The organism is Methylibium sp. (assembly GCF_035762065.1).
Taxonomy (GTDB): domain Bacteria; phylum Pseudomonadota; class Gammaproteobacteria; order Burkholderiales; family Burkholderiaceae_C; genus Methylibium.
Genome location: NZ_DASTPW010000002.1, coordinates 36,006 through 53,244 on the forward strand (window position 1 = coordinate 36,006; position 17,239 = coordinate 53,244).

22 protein-coding genes and 2 pseudogenes are annotated in these 17,239 nt (G+C 70.8%); 5 read left to right on the forward strand and 19 right to left on the reverse strand.

The genetic code is table 11. The features are described 5' to 3' along the window. Positions 1-8 precede the first annotated feature (8 nt). Positions 9-455, forward strand: a pseudogene (locus VFR90_RS00365) (MFS transporter); the annotation flags it as partial. Here VFR90_RS00365 and VFR90_RS00370 read toward each other — a convergent pair. Genes VFR90_RS00370 through VFR90_RS00380 form a run of 3 tightly spaced genes read right to left on the reverse strand, consistent with a single transcriptional unit; the run spans position 452 to position 2,783 of the window. Further along, complete coding sequence (locus tag VFR90_RS00370; RefSeq protein WP_326403900.1) at positions 452-1,024, reverse strand: TMEM165/GDT1 family protein; 573 nt, start codon at positions 1,022-1,024, stop codon at positions 452-454. The pseudogene VFR90_RS00365 and the gene VFR90_RS00370 overlap by 4 nt on opposite strands. Beyond that, on the reverse strand, positions 1,021-1,818 hold the full coding sequence (locus VFR90_RS00375; protein WP_326403901.1) for an SDR family NAD(P)-dependent oxidoreductase: 798 nt from the start codon (positions 1,816-1,818) through the stop codon (positions 1,021-1,023). Before VFR90_RS00375 ends, VFR90_RS00370 begins: the two co-directional genes overlap by 4 nt. Further along, positions 1,815-2,783 carry an MBL fold metallo-hydrolase gene (locus VFR90_RS00380; RefSeq protein ID WP_326403903.1) on the reverse strand — a complete coding sequence of 323 codons (969 nt, stop codon included), beginning with the start codon at positions 2,781-2,783 and terminating at the stop codon, positions 1,815-1,817. The genes VFR90_RS00375 and VFR90_RS00380 overlap by 4 nt, the downstream gene beginning before the upstream one ends. Positions 2,784-2,895: 112 nt before the next feature. Between VFR90_RS00380 and VFR90_RS00385 the strand changes: the two genes are divergently transcribed. Next, entirely contained in the window at positions 2,896-3,801 is a 906-nt protein-coding gene (locus tag VFR90_RS00385; protein ID WP_326403904.1) for an amino acid ABC transporter substrate-binding protein, read from the forward strand. A 376-nt stretch (positions 3,802-4,177) separates the two neighbouring features. Beyond that, positions 4,178-5,515: a DEAD/DEAH box helicase gene (locus VFR90_RS00390; RefSeq protein WP_326403905.1), complete on the forward strand. Its 1,338-nt coding sequence runs from the start codon at positions 4,178-4,180 to the stop codon at positions 5,513-5,515. Positions 5,516-5,563: 48 nt separating this feature from the next. Here VFR90_RS00390 and VFR90_RS00395 read toward each other — a convergent pair whose 3' ends face one another. The 7 genes and pseudogenes from VFR90_RS00395 to VFR90_RS00420 form a co-directional block, all read right to left on the reverse strand. Continuing rightward, entirely contained in the window at positions 5,564-6,154 is a 591-nt protein-coding gene (locus VFR90_RS00395) for a serine O-acetyltransferase (protein ID WP_326403906.1), read from the reverse strand. A 26-nt stretch (positions 6,155-6,180) separates the two neighbouring features. After that, entirely contained in the window at positions 6,181-6,603 is a 423-nt protein-coding gene (locus VFR90_RS00400; protein WP_326403907.1) for a hypothetical protein, read from the reverse strand. Between the two features lie 98 nt (positions 6,604-6,701). Further along, positions 6,702-7,214, reverse strand: coding sequence for a response regulator (locus VFR90_RS00405; protein ID WP_326403908.1), 513 nt, complete (start codon positions 7,212-7,214; stop codon positions 6,702-6,704). A gap of 58 nt (positions 7,215-7,272) precedes the next feature. Beyond that, positions 7,273-7,506 (reverse strand): annotated as a pseudogene (locus VFR90_RS17660) (cyclic nucleotide-binding domain-containing protein); the annotation flags it as partial. 116 nt (positions 7,507-7,622) lie between these two features. Further along, complete coding sequence (rsgA, locus tag VFR90_RS00410; RefSeq protein ID WP_326403909.1) at positions 7,623-8,537, reverse strand: ribosome small subunit-dependent GTPase A; 915 nt, start codon at positions 8,535-8,537, stop codon at positions 7,623-7,625. Positions 8,538-8,550: 13 nt separating this feature from the next. Next, positions 8,551-8,886 carry a 4a-hydroxytetrahydrobiopterin dehydratase gene (locus VFR90_RS00415; RefSeq protein ID WP_414676470.1) on the reverse strand — a complete coding sequence of 112 codons (336 nt, stop codon included), beginning with the start codon at positions 8,884-8,886 and terminating at the stop codon, positions 8,551-8,553. Between the two features lie 10 nt (positions 8,887-8,896). Beyond that, complete coding sequence (locus tag VFR90_RS00420) at positions 8,897-10,162, reverse strand: M48 family metallopeptidase (RefSeq protein ID WP_326403911.1); 1,266 nt, start codon at positions 10,160-10,162, stop codon at positions 8,897-8,899. A gap of 62 nt (positions 10,163-10,224) precedes the next feature. Between VFR90_RS00420 and orn the strand changes: the two genes are divergently transcribed. Continuing rightward, positions 10,225-10,800 (forward strand): oligoribonuclease, encoded by a 576-nt coding sequence (gene orn, locus VFR90_RS00425; RefSeq protein ID WP_326403912.1) that lies wholly within the window; start codon positions 10,225-10,227, stop codon positions 10,798-10,800. A gap of 71 nt (positions 10,801-10,871) precedes the next feature. Here orn and VFR90_RS00430 read toward each other — a convergent pair whose 3' ends face one another. From VFR90_RS00430 to VFR90_RS00460, 7 genes are all read right to left on the reverse strand, one after another. Continuing rightward, entirely contained in the window at positions 10,872-11,414 is a 543-nt protein-coding gene (locus VFR90_RS00430) for a ferritin-like domain-containing protein (protein ID WP_326403913.1), read from the reverse strand. Further along, positions 11,411-11,650, reverse strand: coding sequence for a hypothetical protein (locus VFR90_RS00435; protein WP_326403914.1), 240 nt, complete (start codon positions 11,648-11,650; stop codon positions 11,411-11,413). Before VFR90_RS00435 ends, VFR90_RS00430 begins: the two co-directional genes overlap by 4 nt. A gap of 9 nt (positions 11,651-11,659) precedes the next feature. Next, the gene (locus tag VFR90_RS00440) at positions 11,660-12,331 is read right to left on the reverse strand and encodes a hypothetical protein (protein ID WP_326403915.1); all 672 of its coding nucleotides are present in this window, start codon (positions 12,329-12,331) and stop codon (positions 11,660-11,662) included. Then, positions 12,328-12,735, reverse strand: coding sequence for a hypothetical protein (locus VFR90_RS00445; protein ID WP_326403917.1), 408 nt, complete (start codon positions 12,733-12,735; stop codon positions 12,328-12,330). Before VFR90_RS00445 ends, VFR90_RS00440 begins: the two co-directional genes overlap by 4 nt. A gap of 13 nt (positions 12,736-12,748) precedes the next feature. Next, entirely contained in the window at positions 12,749-13,108 is a 360-nt protein-coding gene (locus tag VFR90_RS00450; protein WP_326403918.1) for a hypothetical protein, read from the reverse strand. A gap of 65 nt (positions 13,109-13,173) precedes the next feature. Beyond that, positions 13,174-13,341 carry a DUF1328 domain-containing protein gene (locus VFR90_RS00455; protein ID WP_326403919.1) on the reverse strand — a complete coding sequence of 56 codons (168 nt, stop codon included), beginning with the start codon at positions 13,339-13,341 and terminating at the stop codon, positions 13,174-13,176. 152 nt (positions 13,342-13,493) lie between these two features. Continuing rightward, positions 13,494-14,879: a CHASE3 domain-containing protein gene (locus VFR90_RS00460; protein ID WP_326403920.1), complete on the reverse strand. Its 1,386-nt coding sequence runs from the start codon at positions 14,877-14,879 to the stop codon at positions 13,494-13,496. 71 nt (positions 14,880-14,950) lie between these two features. Between VFR90_RS00460 and VFR90_RS00465 the strand changes: the two genes are divergently transcribed. Continuing rightward, a complete protein-coding gene (locus tag VFR90_RS00465; RefSeq protein WP_326403921.1) occupies positions 14,951-15,589 on the forward strand; it encodes a response regulator in 639 nt (212 codons plus the stop codon). Positions 15,590-15,618: 29 nt separating this feature from the next. On the opposite strand, the gene VFR90_RS00470 is transcribed toward VFR90_RS00465, so the two are convergent. Together VFR90_RS00470 and gluQRS are read right to left on the reverse strand one after the other, a co-directional pair. After that, complete coding sequence (locus VFR90_RS00470; RefSeq protein WP_326403922.1) at positions 15,619-16,020, reverse strand: response regulator transcription factor; 402 nt, start codon at positions 16,018-16,020, stop codon at positions 15,619-15,621. Between the two features lie 97 nt (positions 16,021-16,117). After that, the gene (gene gluQRS / locus VFR90_RS00475) at positions 16,118-17,134 is read right to left on the reverse strand and encodes a tRNA glutamyl-Q(34) synthetase GluQRS (protein WP_326403923.1); all 1,017 of its coding nucleotides are present in this window, start codon (positions 17,132-17,134) and stop codon (positions 16,118-16,120) included. Positions 17,135-17,239 lie beyond the last annotated feature (105 nt).

Here is a 17,239-nt window from a genome sequence, read left to right on the forward strand (position 1 = left end):
GCTGTTCCTTCAACATCGTCGGCAGCTTCGCGATGGGCTGGGCCATCGGCTTTCAGAGCGGGCGCTGGCGGATGAAGTCGCTGCTTGCGCTCGTGTATGCAACACGCGGTGTCGCGGTCCTGGCCTTCCTGCTCGCGCCGAAGACCGAGGCGGTGATGCTGGCCTTTGCCGCGGTGATCGGCGTGACCTTCCTGTCCACCGTGCCGCCGACGGCCGGGCTCGTCGCGAAGTTCTTCGGGCCGGCGAACATGGCGACGCTGTTCGGCATCGCGATGCTCGCGCACCAGATCGGCGGCTTCCTCGGGGCCTACTTCGGCGGGAAGTCGTTCGAATGGACCGGCAGCTACGACGCGTTGTGGGTCATCGACATCCTGCTGGCCTTCGGTGCCGCGCTGCTGCACCTGCCGATCCGCGAGGCGCGCGCCGCGCCCCGGCTAGCGCCCGCGAACGCCTAGCCGCCAGCCGCGAGCACCAGCACGCCGAGCAGCGCGAACAGCGCGGCGGCGATGCGGCGCACCCATTGCAGCGGCACGAGGTGCAGCAGCTTGTCGCCGAGCAGCACCACCGGCACGTTGGCGAGCAGCATGCCCAGCGTGGTGCCGGCGGTGACCCACCACACCGAGGCGTACTTGGCCGCGAGCATCACCGTCGCGATCTGCGTCTTGTCGCCCATCTCGGCAAGGAAAAACGCGACGGTCGTGATGCCGAAGACGCCGAAGGCCGAGGCGCGCGGTGTCGCGGTGTCGTCGGGCGCCTCGTCGGGCTTCAGCGTCCAAGCCGCGACCGCGAAGAAGCTCAGGCCCAGCGCCCAGCGCAGCAGCTCGGGCGAGACCGCACGCTGCACCCAGGCCCCGAGCGCACTCGCCGCGGCATGGTTCGCCAGCGTCGCGATCAGGATGCCGGCGACGATCGGCCCCGGCTTGCGGAATCGGGCGGCGAGGAGGAGGGCGAGGAGCTGTGTCTTGTCGCCGATTTCGCTCGCAGCGACGACACCGGTCGAGACCGCGAAGGCGGCCGCGCTCATGAAGGCGAGACGGTGTAGTTCAGTGCGAGCCGGCCGCCGTCGGCATAGACGATCTGGCCGGTGAGATAGCTCGCCGCGTCGCTGGCGAGGAAGGCGACCAGCTCGGCGATCTCCTGCGGCTCGCCGAGCCGCCCGAGCGGCGTGCGCGTGAGGATGCGCGAGCGCGCCGCCTCGCTGGTGAGCACCGCCTGCGCGGCAAGCTCGGTCGCGATCGTGCCGGGGCCGACCGCGTTGACCCGCACGCCGCGCTCGGCGAGCGCCAGCGCCATCGCGCGGGTGAGCTGGTCGATCGCGCCCTTGCTGGCGTTGTAGCTGGCGATGTTCGGGATCGCGAGCACGCCGTTGACCGAACTCATGTTGACGATCGCGCCGCCGCCGCGCTGGACCATCGCGCGCGCGCAGGCCTGGCCGACGAGAAAGTGGCCCTTCAGGTTGACCGCAATCACGCGGTCCCAGTCGGCTTCGGTCACGTCGAGGAAATCGGCGGCCTTGAAGATCCCGGCGTTGTTGACCAGCACGTCGACACGGCCGAAGGCGGCGAGCGTCGCGTCGAGCGCGGCCTTCACCCCCGCAGCGTGGGCCACGTCGCAGCCGATCGCGACGGCCTGCGCGCCCTCGCCGCGCAGGCGCGCGGCCAGCGCCTCGGCCTTCGCGCGATCGATGTCCCACAGCGCAACCGGCGCGCCTTCGCGCGCGAAGCGCTCGGCGCAGGCCGCGCCGATGCCCTGCGCCGCGCCGGTCACGACCGTCGCGCGGCCGGCAAGGCCGTAGTGGGTCGCCGCCTTGACGTTCATGCGCTCGCCTTCGCGGGGCGGTCGAGCCACACGCCCAAGCCCTGGGCGTTCAACTCGACATCCACCGTGATCAGCGCGTCCATCGCCGCGTCGTCGAGCGTGCTGCCGCGTTCGCGCCAGCGCTGGCGGTAGAGCCGGCCGAGGTGTTCGCGCAGGCTGGCGTGCCGGTCGGCGCCGCCGGCCGCGCGCGCGATCGCCACCATCGCGTCGACCTGCTCGAGCAGCTGCGCGCCGAAGCTCGACGGCGTGTCGATGCAGCCGTAGTGCGTGAGGTACATGCGCGCTGGGTTCCTTTCGAGCAACCGGCCGATCGTGTGCTTCATCGCGACGGGGTCGAACTGCACCGGCGTCGTCGTCGGGATCACCAAGCGGTCGTGCGCGCTCGCGAACTCCGGGTAGGAGATGCCGAAGCAGTCGCCGGTGAACCAGCCGCGGCTCGCCTCGTCCCAGATGCCGTGGTGGTGGCGGGCGTGGCCGGGCGCGTCGATGAAATGCAGTGGCCGGCCGGCCAGATCGAGCGTCATGCCGTCGTGCGTCGCGAGCACCCGGTCGGCGGGCACCGGCTGCACGACGCCGTAGGTACGCGCGACCTCCTCGTCGCCATAGACTGCGCTCGCGCCCTTCACCAGCGCGCTCGGGTCGATCATGTGCGGCGCACCGCGCGGGTGGACCACCAGCTTCGCGTTCGGCAGCTCGCGCATCAGGCTGCCGGCGGCGCCGGCGTGGTCGAGGTGGACATGGGTGACGATCAGGTAATCGACGTCGGCCGCTTCGAGCCCCTGGCGGGCGAGCGCCCCGAGCAGCCTCGGCAGCGCGTCGTTCGTGCCGGTGTCCACATAGGCGGCGCGGCCCGCGTGGACGATCAGGTAGGCGGCGTCGAAACGCGGGCGCACGAAGCCGGTGTCGATCGCGGTGATGCCGTGGCCGAGGTCTTCGAAGAGGTCGTCGGGGCGGGCTTGCTGCATCGGCGCGATTCTAGGAATCGGGGCTTCCCCGTCGTGTTGCCTGGGCGCTTTGCCTGAGCGCGCGGCGCGGCCACACTCCGCCCCTCTCACATCCATCAGGGGAGCATGTGCCATGAAGATCTCATCTCTTGTCTCGCGTGTCGCGGCTTGCGCCGTGGTCGGACTCGCCGCTCAGGGAGCCTGGGCCCAAGCCGGAGGCACGCTCGACAAAGTCAAGCAAAGCGGTGCCTTCACGATGGCGTATCGGGAGTCGTCGATCCCGTTCAGCTACCTCGACGACAAGGCCCAGCCGGTCGGCTTCGGCTTCGAGATCTGCAACCGCATCGCCGACGAGGTGAAGAAGGTCACCGGCCGCGCCGACATGAAGGTGAACCTGCAGGCCGTGACCTCCGCCAACCGCATCCCGCTGCTGCAGAACGGCACGATCGACATCGAATGCGGCTCGACGACCAACAACGTCGAACGCGGCAAGCAGGTGGCCTTCGCGACCAACTACTTCTACACCGGCACGCGCTTCCTCGTGAAAAGCAGCTCGCCGGTGAAGAAGCTCGAGGACCTGGCCGGCAAGAACGTTGTCTCGACGACGGGCACGACCAACTACAAGATCATGCGCGGCCTCAACGACGAGAAGAAGGTCGGCTTCGAGTTGCTCGGCGCGAAGGACCACGCGGAGTCGGCGCTGATGGTGCAGAGCGGCCGTGCCGAAGCCTTTGCGATGGACGACATCCTGCTGTACGGCCTGCGCGCCTCGTCGCAGAACCCGGCGGAGCTGGCGGTGGTCGGAGAGCCGATCCAGGTCGAGCCCTACGCGATCATGGTCCGCCGCGATGACCCGGCGTTCAAGGGCCTTGTCGACGGCGTGCTCGCCGGCCTGATGAAGAGCGGCGAATTCGAGAAGCTCTACAAGAAGTGGTTCCAGTCGCCGATCCCGCCGAAGGGCATCAACCTCGGCGTGCCGATGAGCAAGGAACTGCAGGAGAACATGAAGGCGCTGTCGGACAAGCCGGCGGCTCCATAACAGGCGACTTGCGGCGCGGGCGACGCGCCCGCGCCGCGTCGACTCGCGCAGCGCCCGCCGCGGGCACAAGCGGGCCTGAAGCAGCGACGGCTCGCCATTCGAGGGTTTTTGCTCGCGCCTGCGCTCGGGATAGCCTGGCCCCGTGCCACAATCCGTCCGCGCCGCTCGAACAGCGGCGCGTTTCGTTTCTCCGAAGCGAAGCTCGAGCATCGTCACAGTCCGGCCCCCGAGGCGCTTCCCGCGTCTCCTTTTCGAAGGGCCATGGCAACGCAAGTCGCCTTCCGTCTGTGGCCCGATGTATGGACCACCGTCGCGCACTTGCCGCATGCAAGGCGCGACCCGACGGAACCGCCGGTCAAGCCGGCGGAATTGCTTCGTGACTGCCTCTCCCATTTCGACCTTTCAAGAACTCCAACTCTGCGCGCCGCTGCTGCATGCGGTGACCGCGCTCGGCTTCACCCAGCCGACGCACGTGCAGGCGCAGGCCATCCCCGCCGCGATGGCCGGCGGCGACTGGATGGTCAGCAGCCAGACCGGCAGCGGCAAGACCGCCGCCTTCCTGCTGCCGCTGCTGCATCGCCTGCTCCATGCCGGCCCGGCCGAAGCGACCCGCGCGGCGACGCCGCGCGCGGTCGTGCTGTGCCCGACGCGCGAGCTCGCGCAGCAGGTCTGCGCCGACGCGATCGACCTGATGCGCGGCGCCAGCGAACAACTGCGTGGCGAGGCCAAGCAGAACCCGCTGCGCGATGCGCTGCGCACACTGCGAGTGGCCACGGTGGTCGGCGGCATGCCGTTCGGCAAGCAGCTCTACGACCTGCGTGGCGCGCAACTGGTGATCGCGACGCCGGGCCGGCTGCTTGACCTCCATTCGCGCGGGCAGATCGTGCTGTCGCAGACCCAGGTGCTCGTGGTCGACGAGGCCGACCGCATGCTCGACCTTGGCTTCGCCGACGACCTCGCGGCCATCCAGGACGCGACGGCCGCGCGCGAGCAGACGCTGATGTTCTCGGCCACCTTCGCGCCGCGCATCATGGCGCTCGCGACCAAGCTGATGCGCAAGCCGGGCCGGCTCGAACTCGCGACCGCGCAGGACGTGCATGCCGACATCACCCAGACCCTGCATTGGGCCGACGATCTGGGTCACAAGCACAAGCTCCTTGAGCATTGGCTGCGCGATACCGAGGTCGACCAGGCGGTGGTGTTCGCGAGCACGCAGGGCGACACCGAGCTGATCGCCGAGCAGCTGCAGCAGCAGGGCCATAGCGCGATCGCGCTGCACGGCGCGATGCCGCAGGCGGTGCGCAACCGCCGCCTGCAGAACGTGCGCGACGGCCACGTGCGCGTGCTGGTCGCCACCGATGTCGCTGCGCGCGGCCTCGACGTGCCGAGCATCAGCCACGTCATCAACTTCGGCTTGCCGATGAAGGCCGAGGACTACGTGCACCGCATCGGCCGCACCGGCCGCGCCGGCCGCAGTGGCATCGCGATCACGATCGCCGAGCACCGCGAGCGCGGCAAGATCCGCGCGATCGAGGCCTATACGCGCCAGCCGATCGCGGCGCAGGTGATTCCCGGGCTCGAACCCACGCCGCCGAGGCCGCGCCCCGCCAAGCCGCTGCCCGGCCAGCGCCATGGACAACGGCGCCCCGCCGGCCGTGGCGGCAACGGCTACGGCCGCGACCTGCGCCGCGAACCCGCCGCCCGCACCCGTTGACGCGGCGGCGCAGGGACCCTCCCGGTCACGGCGCAGGGTCCCTGCCGGTCAGGCCGGCATCGCCGCCTCTTCGCGCTTGCGCGAGCGGATGCGCGCCGGCACGCCGATCGCGAGGTGATGCGCCGGCACGTCCTTGAGCACCACAGCGTTGGCGCCGATCATCGCGTGGTCGCCAATCGTGATGCGGCCCATCAGCTTGGCGCCGGCGCCGATCTCGACGTGCTTGCCGATCACCGGGGCGCACGGTTCCTCGCAGTGAGCGAGGCCGATCGACACGCCCTGGCGCAGCCGCACGCCGTCGCCGATGACCGCGTAGCCGCTGACGATGATCCCGCCGAAGTGGTCGATGACGACACCGCGGCCGACCTTCGCTTCGCAAGGCAGTTCGATACCCGCCGCGATCTGCACCAGCTTGAACAGCAGCTTGTAGAGCGCCGACAGCGGCTTGCGCAGCAGCGGCGAACGAATGCGGTAGCGCCAGGTGCCGAAGCGGTGCACCGCCAGCGCCCAGAAGCCCTGCGCGCCCCAGCGGCCGCCATGGTTGGCGAGGTCTTCGCGGATCAGGGCCCACAGCCCGGGCTCGGCGTGCAGCGACAAGGTGGAAGGCGGCGGCGTGCGCGTGATCGGTGGATAGCTCATGGGAGCGGAGTCGGGCGGGCGTCGCATCAACGGGGCAGCAAGGAGCGTTCCAGACGATGGGTTTCGTCCAGCAGCGAGGTCGTGAGCACGCTCGAATGCGTCGACCGCGTGGCCGACTTCGCCGAGCGCGCCGCGCCAAGCGCGCCCGCGCTGTCCGCGGCCATGTGGGGTGCCGGCGGAGCGTCGATCGAGCCGCTGCGCGTGGCCGCATAGACGCACAGCGCGCGCTGTGCGGCGGCGTGCGTCAGGCAATCTGCTTCGAGCTTGGGCGGCGTGCGCAGCGTCGGCGGCAGGGCTTCGACGAGTGCCAAGGTCGACTGGCCTGGCGCCACGTCGGCTTCCGGCGTGCTCCATGCCGCAAGCAGCGACAGGCAGGCGATGGCGATGAAAGCCGGGTGACGGCTGGGTGAGAGGTTCACGGCATGGCACCCACAACGAAGGAAGTGCATGACTGTCGCGACCCGCCGCCGGGCGCCGAAGCGGCCGAAGCGCTGACGGCATGTAGGCGTTGTCCGACGTGCCGGTTGTCAGGGCGGGCAGCGCAGGCTCAGCCGCTGGCGAGCAGCCGCTGTACCGCGGCGATGAACTCGTCGCGGCCGAAAGGCTTGGCGAGATGCGCATTCATGCCGGCGCCGATGAAGCGGCGCGTCCTTGCGCCTGCGTCCGACGACACGCCGAGGATGGGCGTCGGCCGCTGGCCCTGGCTGCCCTGATGCGCACGGATGCGTCGGGTCGCGGCCGCGCCCGAAAGCGCCGGCATGTGCTCGTCCATCACGATCGCGTCGTGGCTGCGGCCCTGGCGCAGCGCGCAATCGACGACCTCCTTGCCGTCCGTCGCCTCGTCCACCTCGGCGCTGGCATGGCGCAAGTGGCTGCCGAGGATCAGGCGCACGACCGGGTCGTCGTCGACCAGCAGCACGCTGCGCCCGCGCAGCACGCCCTCGGCGGCCAGCCGCGCGAGCCGCGCGCCCAGCGGCAGCCGCACCGTGTCGTAGAGGCGGTTGTGCACGATGCGGCTGCGGTGCGCGAGGTGGCGCACCAGCGTCGCGCACGGCGTCATCGCGGCGCATCGCCTCGGTGACGATGCCCCGCGGAATGGTCAACAGCAGCGAGGCTTCGTGCGCCATCCCGTCGTAGCGGGTCGGCCCGCCGTCGAACGGCGCGACGAGCCCTTGCAGATCGCCGGGGCGCAGGTAGAGCGCGACGTGCCCGTTCGGCTGGCCGAGCAGCCGGCCCAGCGTCACCGCGCCTTCGACGACGAGCAGCAGCTCGTGGCGTTGGTCGTCGCGGCGGCAGACGAACTCGCCGCGTGCCGCGCGCACCAGCACGCCGCCTTCGACCCACGAACGCACGACCGCCGGCTCGCAGGCTTCGAACCCCGCAATGCGCTGCAACTGCGAGCGATCTGTCGGTTGACCGACAGAGCTTCTAGGGAGGCTGTCGGCGCGGGGCGACAGTCGCGGCGCGATCAGGCGCGGCGCGGGCCTTCGTCGCGGGTGGCGTCGTGCTCGCCGAGCAGCTCGCGGTAGATGCGCCAGCGGCTTTCGCTGATGGCGCCCTGCTGCACTGCCGAGACCACCGCGCAGCCCGGCTCCCTGCGGTGCGTGCAGTTGTAGAAGCGGCAGTCGCCGGCATGCGCGCGCAGGTCCGGCATGCAGGCGACCAGCGAGGCCGGCTCGACGTGCTGCAGACCGAAGGACTGGAAGCCCGGGCTGTCGATCAGCGCACTGCCGTGCTCGCGATCGAGCCAGTACCACTGCGAACTCGTCGTCGTGTGGCGGCCCGAGTTCAGTGCACGTGAGATCTCACCGACCTGCGCGCCGGCATCGGGCAGCAGCGCGTTGATCAGGCTGCTCTTGCCGGCACCCGAAGGCCCGAGCACCAGCGTCGTCGCACCTTTCAGCAGCGGCGCAAGCCGCTCCTGCGCCGCGTCGCGCCGGGTCTTCAACGAAAGCTCGACGACCTCGTAGCCCATCGCCCGGTACGGCCCAAGACGCGCGGCCTGCTCGGCATGGCCGGCGAGGTCGGTCTTGTTCAGGACGACGGTCGTCGCGATGCCCGCCGACTCGGCGGCGATCAGGGCGCGCGCGAGCTGCGATTCCCCGAAGCTCGGGTCGACCGCGAGCCAGACCAGCAGCCGGTCGAGGTTCGCGGCGAAGGCCTTGGTCTTCCAGGCGTCCTGGCGGAACAGCAGGTTGCGCCGCGGCTCGATCGCCTCGATTACCGCGCTGGCGTCGCCGGTGACTTCGAAGCGCACGCGGTCGCCGACGACCGCCTCGCTCTTCTTGCCGCGCGGGTGGCCGAGGTGGCGCCTGCCTTGCGCGTCCTCGACCAAGTAATGGCGGCCGTGGCCGGCCACGACGATCGCGATGCCTGCCGCCATCAACGCTGCGTCTTCATGTGACGAGCGCGTCGAACCTGGCGGCGCAGATGAAGTCGTTCAGCGACAACCCGCCCACTGCGTGGGTGTCCAGCCGCACCGCGCAGCGGTCGTAGGCGACGGCGAGCTGCGGATGATGGTCCTCGCGCTGCGCGATCCATGCGAGCGCGTTGACGAAGGCGACGGTCTCGTGCCAGTGCGCGAAGCGGTAGGTCTTCTCGATCGCCTGCGGCGGCCCCTCCACCAGCGACCAGCCCGCGACCATCGCGAGGTGCACCTTGATCTCGTACGGGGTGTAGGCGCTGCCGCCGTCCTGCGGCAGGCAGTGCTGCTCGGCGAGCCGCAGCGTCACGGCGCGGCCGTCACAGGGCACCCATCGCCGCGAGCCGCTCGGAAGCCGGCGGGTGCGAGTAGTAGAAGCGCACGTACAGCCGGTCCGGCGTCAGCGTCGAGGCGTTGTCCTCGTAGAGCTTGAGCAGCGCGCTGCCGAGGTCGCCCGGGCGCGACTGCGCGCAGGCGTAGGCATCGGCCTCGAACTCGTGCTTGCGCGACAGGCCCGCCAGCAGCGGCGTCACGAAGAAGCCGAACACCGGGCCGGCCAGCATGAACAGCAGCAGCGCGAGCGCGTCGTTCGGCGCGCCGAGGTTCGGCGCGACGCCGAGGCCGACATAGAAGCCGCTTTGCGTCGCGAGCCAGCCCAGCAGCGCAAAGCCGGCGAGGCTGAAGGCGAACATCGACAGCATCCGCTTGGCCACGTGGCGATGCTTGAAGTGGCCGAGCTCGTGCGCGAGCACCGCCTCCACTTCGCCGTGCGATAGCTTGGCGAGCAGCGTGTCGAAGAACACGACGCGCTTGGCCGCGCCCAGGCCGGTGAAGTAGGCGTTGGCATGGGCCGAGCGGCGGCTGCCGTCCATCACGAACAGGCCGCGCGCGGCGAAACCGCAGCGCGTCATCAGCGCCTCGACGCGCGCCTTCAAGGCGCCGTCTTCCAGCGGCACGAAGCGGTTGAACAGCGGCGCGATCAGCGTCGGGTAGAGCACCAGCACCGCGAGGTTGAACGCCACCCAGGCGCCCCAGCCCCACAGCCACCACAGCCGGCCGGCGCTGCCCATCAGCCACAGGATCAGCGCCGCGATCGGCAGCCCGAGCAGCGCGCCGACGAGCACCCCCTTCGCGTGATCGGCCAGCCACAGCCGCCAGCCGCTGCGGTTGAAGCCGTGGCGCTGCTCGATGCGGAAGGTGCTCCAGGCATCGAGCGGCAGCTCGAGCGCCATGCCGATCAACGCGAAGCACGCGAGCAGGGCCAGCTGGTAGGCCATGTCGCCAACGACCGGCTGGACGCTCGCGAGCAGCGTGCGGTTCAGCGCGTCGAGCCCGCCGAGCAGCGTCCAGCCGATCAGCACGGCCGTGCCGATCGCGGAGGTCAGCAGGCCGAAGCGCAGCTTGTCGAGGGTGTAGTCGGCGGCGCGCCTGTGCGCCTGCAGCGTCACGGTCTTCGCGAAGGCGTCGGGCACCGCGTTGCGGTGCCTGGCGACGTGGCGGATCTGCCGCGTCGCGAGCCACCACCGCGTGAGCAGCGACGCAACGAGGAAGGCCGTGAAGAGCAGCGTCGGCAGGGTGGACGACATGCGGGCGAGTCTACGTGCCGCTTCCCGCCGCGCGACAATCCGCGCCTTCCACGAAGCCCCTCATGAACAGCAGCAGCACCCCCGCCGCGAGCCTTGCGCCGCACGAGCAGAACCTGATCTGGATCGACCTCGAGATGACCGGCCTCGATCCGCTCGCCGACCGCATCATCGAGATCGCCGTCGTGGTCACCGACCCCGCGTTGGCCGTCCGCGTGGAAGGGCCGGTGTTCGCGATCCACCAGAGCGACGCGGTGCTCGACGGCATGGACGCCTGGAACCAGGGCACGCACGGCAAGAGCGGCCTGACCGACCGCGTGCGCGCCTCGACGATCGACGAGGCGGAGGCCGAGCGCCAGGTGATCGAGTTCCTCGGCCGCTTCGTGCCCAAGGGCAAATCGCCGATGTGCGGCAACTCGATCTGCCAGGACCGCCGCTTCCTCGCGAAGGACATGCCGGCGCTCGAGCGCTTCTTCCACTACCGCAACCTCGACGTGAGCACGCTCAAGGAACTGGCGCGGCGCTGGAAGCCGAAGGCGCTCGAAGGCTTCAAGAAGGCGCAGGCGCACACCGCGCTGGCCGACATCCACGAGTCGATCGACGAGCTGATCCACTATCGCAGCCACCTGCTGGCGCTCTGAGGCGCCGGCCGCAAGCCGCAAGGGGCGTGCGCCTCGCGGCACACGCCCCTCGTTCGCTGCAGCGTCGCGGCTCAGCGGTCGAGCAGGTCGCGCATCTCGTCGGCGTGCTCTTCCTCGTCGCGCAGGATGCCTTCGAGCATGCTGCGCGTGGTCGGGTCGGCGTCGCCGATCAGCTGGATGAGCTGCCGGTACGTTTCGACCGCGATGCGCTCGGCGACCAGGTTGGCGCGCACCATCGCCTTCAGATCGGCCGAGGTGTCGTAATCGGCATGGCTGCGCTGGCGCAGCGTGTCGGGCGCGAAGTCCGGTTCGCCGCCCAGCTGCACGATGCGCTCGGCGATCCGGTCGGCATGCGCCGCTTCCTCGTTCGCGTGCACCATGAATTCCGCGGCTACCGCCGGCGAGGCGAGGCCGGTCGCGGTGAAGTGGTGGCGCTTGTAGCGCAGCACGCAGACGAGCTCGGTGGCGAGCGCGTCGTTGAGCAGCTGCACGATGGCTTCGCGCTGCGGACCGAAGCTGGGCGTGACCGCGCCTTGGTCGAGGTTCTCGGCGGCGGCTGCCTTGATCGCTTCGCGATCGAGCCGCAGCGTCTGGGGGGCGTCGTTCAGGTTCATCGGGACTCCTGGGGATGGTTGAGCTCGGGTCGGGGCGAGCCGGGCCGCGACGCGGGCTGCGGGCGAGGGCGGCGCCGGTCGGGACCGGCGGGTCGTTCAGGTGGCAGTTCGTCGGCGTCGTCATGGCTGGTGGCGTAGAGCCCGAGCCCGATGAACACCGCGAACACGATCACCAGAAGCGCGAACCAGGCCACCAGCGACGGCGAATCGGAGAGCCACTGCAGCACGACATCCATGCAGCCACTCTAGGAAGCCGGATGGTCGGCCGCCATCGGTGTCGAGGTACGGGGCGCGTAGGACGCGCTCGCAGCCACCGGTGCTGCGCTGTCGGACATCGCCTGGTTGCCCGCGCCCGGCGGCGTCGCCGGCCGGGGCGGCATCGGGGCCGCATCCGGCACCGCCGAGCGCGGCGCATGCAGGCCCGCCGTGCGGCGCGCCGCTCCGGCCCCGAAGCTCTTGCGCCAGCCGCCCGACAGCAGCCAGCGCAGGATCTGCCGCCGCGGCAGCAGGGCCGACAGCAGCAGCGAACTCAGTGCCGCGCGGGTCAGCACGCGCCAGGGCCGCACCCACACGATCGCGGCGCCGATGCCGGCGGCGATCGCCAGCACGCGCACCGGGTGCTGCTGCACCTGCGGCCGCAGCGCCGCGTTGGCCAGCGGGCCTGCGACCGCACCGACGTTGTCGAGCGTCGCCTTCAACGGGTGGTGCGACCAGCCGGTCTCGACCAAGCCGCGCATGCGGTACAGCCAGGATTCGTGGGCCTCCGGCTGGGCTTCGGGGTTCGGCTCAGGCCGTGGCGCCTCGGGCTCGCCGATCCAGGAGCGGCGCAGCCGCTCGCGGTTGGCCTGGAGCCTCGCAAGCGCCGGCAGCTGCTCGGCACCCATCTCGGGGCGCGCGTCGCCCGCGTCTTCGTTCATCGCTGCATCCCTTCATGCAGCAGCGCGACGTCCTGCCGCCATTGCGATTTCAGTTCGGCGAACACCGGGGTCGGGCGCTGGGACTGCGCGATCTTCGCGGCCACCAACGCGCCGATCGCACAGGCGAGCGGCACCAGCCACAGCAGCCAGCGTGCGGGCGCCTCCGGCTCGGGCGGCAGTGCGCCCCAAAGCATCAACGCGACACCGCCGAAGCCGATCGCGAACAATCCGGCGAGCAGGCATGCGACGAAGGCGACCAGACGCCGCCGGGCCGTGGCGACCGCGGCGGTGACCTCCTCGGCAGCGAGTTCGGCGTAGGCCTCCGCGTGCTCGACGAGCAGCGGGGCCTGGCCCGCCAGCAGGCGCAGCAGCGGAAACAGGCCGGCTCCAGAAGCTGCGCCCATGGCGAGCCGCCGCTCAGTACGACGAGCGGTTGTTGCGGCGCGAGCGCGAGGCGCTGAGCACCGCCATCAGCAGCGCACCGGCCGCCGCGGCGATGAGGACCGACTTGACCGGCTCGGCCTTCACGTACTGCAAGCTGCGGTCGCTCGCCGCGAGCGCACGTTCACGCAGCTGCTCGCTGCTCTGCCGCGCGGCGTTGATGCCGCGGTGGGCGAGGTCCTCGGCCTGGGTCGCCCAGCGCGACGCGCTCGGCTCGACGCGCTCGCGCAGGCTGTGCACGGCCTGCTCTGCGCTGTCGGCCAGGCTCTCGATCGAGCCCTGCAGGCTGCGGCCGTTCGATGTGGTGGTGGAGGTGGCGGCTTGACGTGCGCTCATGGTCGAGCTCCTGGTTGGGGTTGACGAGGTCGAGGTCGCTTGGAAGGCGATGGGGCCGAGGCCTGTCATCGCCCGCGGCGGATCAGTCCGAAGATGAAGCTGATCACCGCCAGCACGACGAAGATGAAGAACAACGTCTGCGCGATGCCCGCGGCACCGGCCGCGATACCGCCGAAGCCGAACAGCGCGGCGATCAGTGCGATGACGAAAAAGACGACGGCGTAGTGCAGCATGGGGTGCTCCTGTGTGTCGGCGTAGCGCGACGGGATCGCCGCGCCGTGGACACGAATTTAGGAGCGCCCCTGCATGCGGCCCATCGTCCGCGCGCTTGCGGGCATGTCGTCGCTGCCTACCGGGCGCTGTAGGAGCGCGCCCACAGCGCCACTCAGGCCGCGGCGGCCGTCTCGGCCGGCGCAGTCGCCGCGGGCAACCAAGCCTGCACGCGGGTGCCTTGACCGGAGCCGGTCACGACGCTCATGCGGCCGCCGGCCGCCTCGACGCGGAAGCGCATGCCGCTCAGGCCGTGCGCGCCGCGGCGCACCTGCGCCGGGTCGAAGCCGTGGCCGTCGTCGCCGACCAGCAGCTCGACGCCGTGCTCGCGCTCGGCGACGCGGATCTCGACCCGCTTGGCCTGCGCGTACTTCGCGATGTTGGTCAGCGATTCCTGCACGAGCCGGTAGACCGTGAGGTCCTGCTCCTCGCCCAGGCTCACCGGCGCGATCTGCGCATCGACGGCAAGACCCGAGCGCTGCGCGAACTCGCGCGCCAGGATGTCGAGCGAGGCCTTCAGCCCGAAGTGGCCGAGCGCCGAAGGCCGCAGGTCTTCGATGATGCGGCGCTTCAGCTCGACGCCGCTGTTGAGCGCTGCGATCAGGTGCTTGAGGCGCTCGGCCACCTCGGGCGTGGCGGGGCCGAGCCGCGCCTGCAGGCGCGCGACATCGAGCTTCGCCGAAGTGAACAGCGCGCCGAGCTCGTCGTGCAGCTCGCGCGCGAGCCGGCTGCGCTCGGCCTCCTGCGTCGTCTGCAGGTTGCGGGTCAGCGAACTCAGGTCTTCGGTGCGGCGGCGCACCTGCGCTTCGAGGTGGTCGCGTTCCTGCTGCAGCACGGCACGCTGGCGCTCGCGCTCGCCCATCAAGGCGCGCGTCTGGCGCAGGTAGAAGTAGAAGGCCAGCACGCTGAGCACGGTGAGCGTCGCGACGCCGAGCCGGCTGATCAACAGCGACTGCGTCACCTGCTTCTGGTAGCGGGCCAGGCGCCGGTTCTCCAGATCGACGATCGCGAAGATCTGGTCGCGGATGCGGTCCTGGTTCTCCTTGCCGATGCCGCTTTCCACGATGGCCCGCCAGGCATCGTGACGACCTTGCTGGTAGAGCTCCATGGTCTCGGCCAGCTCGGTCATGCGGGTGCGCGTCAGCACGAACAGCTTCGAATAGGCATCGGCCTCGACCGGGTAGCGGCGCACGTGGGCAGCGAGCTTTTCCAGGCTGACGCTCATCTGGCGGTTGGCTTCGCGGTAGGGGCGCAGGTAGTCGTCGCTGCCGGTCAGCAAGAAGCCGCGCTGGCTGGTTTCGGCGTCGATCGTGTAGCGCAGCACGCGGCCGATCTCGCTGCGGTTCTCGTACAGCGACTCGGTTTCCTCGAGCGCGGCCATCGAACGCCGGTAGGAGGTTTCGCTGATGACCAGCAGCGCAAGCGCGGTGATCGCGGCCAGCGCGAAGCTCCAACCCAGCACGCGCACCGGCTCGGGCCGTTCGACCATCGGCAGCTTCATCGCACCCCTTTCGAACGTTCGCGCAGGGACCGACTCCTAGAATCGTTCTCCATCCCTACCCACACCGCATCATGGGCATCCGCATCGCGATCGTCGACGACCACGCCATCGTGCGCGCGGGCTTGAAGCAGTTCCTCGACGAGCAGATCGACCTCGAGGTCGTCGCCGAAGCGTCCAACGGCCGCGAGGCGCTCGACCTGGTGCGCGCCGGCGGATTCGAGGTGCTGATCCTCGACGTCTCGATGCCGGGCCAGAACGGCGTTGATGCGCTCGCGGCGATCCGCGCCCGGCAGCCGGAGCTGCCGATCCTGATCCTGAGCTCCTTTCCCGAGACGCACTACGCGACCGCGCTGTTGAAGCAGGGCGCGAGCGGCTACCTGAACAAGGAATGTGAGCCCGAGGAGATCTGCACCGCGGTGCGCACGCTGGCGCGCGGGCGCCGCTACATCACGCCGGCGGTGGCCGAGCTGCTGGCCGACCAGATCGGCGGCAAGAACGCCGACGCGCTGCCGCACGAGCAGCTGTCCGAGCGCGAGCTGCAGGTGTTCCTGCGGCTGGCGAAGGGCGAGACCATCGGCGCGATCGGCGAGAGCCTGTCGCTGTCGGTGAAGACGGTCAGCACCTACCGCACGCGCGTGATGGAAAAGATGAACCTCAGCACCAACAGCGACCTGACCTACTACGCGCTGAAGAACGGGCTGATCCAGTAGCCGCCCGGCCCGCGCGCGCGCGGCGCGGGTCATGAATGCGCCGTCGAGCCGTTGGCCGTCGATTCGGTGGAGCCGCAGTAGGCGATCAGCTGGTCGATCTCGTTCGACTTGTCGAACACCGCATCGGCGCCGAGCTCGATGCACTTCTGGCGCAGGTCGACCGTCGCGTAGTTGCTGAAGACGACCGCCTTGCGCTCGGGCGCGCGCTCCTTGCACGCCTCGAGCACGCCGAGGCCCGAGCCTTCCTTCAGGAAGATGTCGATCACCAGCAGGTCCCACTCCTGCTCGTGGCCGCGCAGCCACTGCACGGCTTCGGACTTGCGCTCGGCCCAGCCGACCACCGTGACGGGTGCCAGCTCCTCGAGCGTGTCGATCAGGTTCGACCGGATGACCGGGCTGTCCTCGACGATGAACACGCGGCGGGAGGGCATGGGATGAGGCTTTTTGCAGGGGTGGAAGCAGCCGAAGTCTAGGCATGCCAAGCGTTCCGGCCATCGGTAGCGCACGCTCCGCCCTGTAGGACGGCACCTACGGCCAGGCGGTGGGCGTCGTCGGCAGCGCGAGCCGCTCGCCCCAGGCGGCGACCGCGCGCGCGAGCCAGTCGGCGCGCGTGCTGCCGGCCGCCGGGCGGTGCAGCTCGAGCGGCAGGCCGAGCGCGCGCGCGGCGTCGCCGAGCGTCGCGAGCCGCTGCGCCTCGCCGGCCAGGGCGAGCGCGGCCGCGCCGTGGCGCTTGCTGAGCTTCTCCCCGTCGGCGGCGCGCACCAGCGGCAGGTGCAGGTGGCGCGGCGCCGGCACGCCGAGCGCGCTCTGCAGCAGCAGCTGGCGCGGGGTGTTGTCGAGCAGGTCCTCGCCGCGCACGACGTCGGTCACGCCCTGCTCGGCGTCGTCGACGACGACCGCGAGCTGATAGGCCCACAGGCCGTCCGCGCGCTTGAGCACGAAGTCGCCGACCGCCCGCTCGACGTCCTGCGACTGCGCGCCAAGGCGCCGGTCCTGCCAGTGGACGACCGCCGGCGCGCCGCCCTTGCCGTCGACGCGAAAACGCCAGGCGCGCGCTGCGCGGCCGAGCAGGCCGCCGCGCTCCGGACGGCAACTGCCCGGGTAGGCCAGCTCGCCATGGCGCGGCACCGGGCTGCCGCGCCCGGCATGGTCGGCGGCGATCTGCGCGCGGGTGCAGCCGCAGGGGTAGGCGAGGCCGGCGTCGACGAGCCGCTGCAGCGCCTTCGCATAGACGCCGCCGCGCTTGCTCTGCCAGATCGGCGCCTCGTCGGGCACGAGCCCGAGCGCTTCGAGCTGGCCGAGGATCTGCCGATCAGCCCCGGCGATGCAGCGCGGCAGGTCAACGTCCTCGATGCGCACCAGCCAGCGGCCGTCGTGCGCGCGTGCGTCGAGCCAGCTCGCGAGCGCGGCGACCAGCGAGCCCGCGTGCAGCGGCCCGGTCGGCGAAGGCGCGAAGCGGCCGCAGTAGTCGAGCCCGCTGCGCTCGGCAGCGGCGCCGGGCGCGAGCGGTCCGGTCGGTCGTGCGTAGCCTGTGGGCGAGTGCATGGTGGCGGCGTGCGGCCGGGCGGCCGCGGCGAGGCGCAGTATGAGCCCGCGCGCAGGCGCACCGACGGCGGCACAACCGGGGAGGAACGGCGCGAACGACCTCGC

What these genes read in the sequence shown, in the direction of transcription:
- VFR90_RS00405 (WP_326403908.1), bottom strand. Translation starts at nt 7,214, where the DNA reads ATGACGCCGTGCGCGACGCTGGTGCGCCACCTCGCGCACCGCAGCCGC.
- VFR90_RS00450 (WP_326403918.1), bottom strand. Translation starts at nt 13,108, where the DNA reads ATGAGCGCACGTCAAGCCGCCACCTCCACCACCACATCGAACGGCCGC.
- VFR90_RS00420 (WP_326403911.1), bottom strand. Translation starts at nt 10,162, where the DNA reads ATGTCGTCCACCCTGCCGACGCTGCTCTTCACGGCCTTCCTCGTTGCG.
- VFR90_RS00445 (WP_326403917.1), bottom strand. Translation starts at nt 12,735, where the DNA reads ATGGGCGCAGCTTCTGGAGCCGGCCTGTTTCCGCTGCTGCGCCTGCTG.
- VFR90_RS00455 (WP_326403919.1), bottom strand. Translation starts at nt 13,341, where the DNA reads ATGCTGCACTACGCCGTCGTCTTTTTCGTCATCGCACTGATCGCCGCG.
- VFR90_RS00430 (WP_326403913.1), bottom strand. Translation starts at nt 11,414, where the DNA reads ATGAACCTGAACGACGCCCCCCAGACGCTGCGGCTCGATCGCGAAGCG.
- VFR90_RS00470 (WP_326403922.1), bottom strand. Translation starts at nt 16,020, where the DNA reads ATGCCCTCCCGCCGCGTGTTCATCGTCGAGGACAGCCCGGTCATCCGG.
- VFR90_RS00465 (WP_326403921.1), top strand. Translation starts at nt 14,951, where the DNA reads ATGGGCATCCGCATCGCGATCGTCGACGACCACGCCATCGTGCGCGCG.
- VFR90_RS00385 (WP_326403904.1), top strand. Translation starts at nt 2,896, where the DNA reads ATGAAGATCTCATCTCTTGTCTCGCGTGTCGCGGCTTGCGCCGTGGTC.
- orn (WP_326403912.1), top strand. Translation starts at nt 10,225, where the DNA reads ATGAACAGCAGCAGCACCCCCGCCGCGAGCCTTGCGCCGCACGAGCAG.
- VFR90_RS00460 (WP_326403920.1), bottom strand. Translation starts at nt 14,879, where the DNA reads ATGAAGCTGCCGATGGTCGAACGGCCCGAGCCGGTGCGCGTGCTGGGT.
- gluQRS (WP_326403923.1), bottom strand. Translation starts at nt 17,134, where the DNA reads ATGCACTCGCCCACAGGCTACGCACGACCGACCGGACCGCTCGCGCCC.
- VFR90_RS00395 (WP_326403906.1), bottom strand. Translation starts at nt 6,154, where the DNA reads ATGAGCTATCCACCGATCACGCGCACGCCGCCGCCTTCCACCTTGTCG.
- VFR90_RS00440 (WP_326403915.1), bottom strand. Translation starts at nt 12,331, where the DNA reads ATGAACGAAGACGCGGGCGACGCGCGCCCCGAGATGGGTGCCGAGCAG.
- VFR90_RS00400 (WP_326403907.1), bottom strand. Translation starts at nt 6,603, where the DNA reads ATGCACTTCCTTCGTTGTGGGTGCCATGCCGTGAACCTCTCACCCAGC.
- rsgA (WP_326403909.1), bottom strand. Translation starts at nt 8,537, where the DNA reads ATGGCGGCAGGCATCGCGATCGTCGTGGCCGGCCACGGCCGCCATTAC.
- VFR90_RS00370 (WP_326403900.1), bottom strand. Translation starts at nt 1,024, where the DNA reads ATGAGCGCGGCCGCCTTCGCGGTCTCGACCGGTGTCGTCGCTGCGAGC.
- VFR90_RS00435 (WP_326403914.1), bottom strand. Translation starts at nt 11,650, where the DNA reads ATGGATGTCGTGCTGCAGTGGCTCTCCGATTCGCCGTCGCTGGTGGCC.
- VFR90_RS00375 (WP_326403901.1), bottom strand. Translation starts at nt 1,818, where the DNA reads ATGAACGTCAAGGCGGCGACCCACTACGGCCTTGCCGGCCGCGCGACG.
- VFR90_RS00380 (WP_326403903.1), bottom strand. Translation starts at nt 2,783, where the DNA reads ATGCAGCAAGCCCGCCCCGACGACCTCTTCGAAGACCTCGGCCACGGC.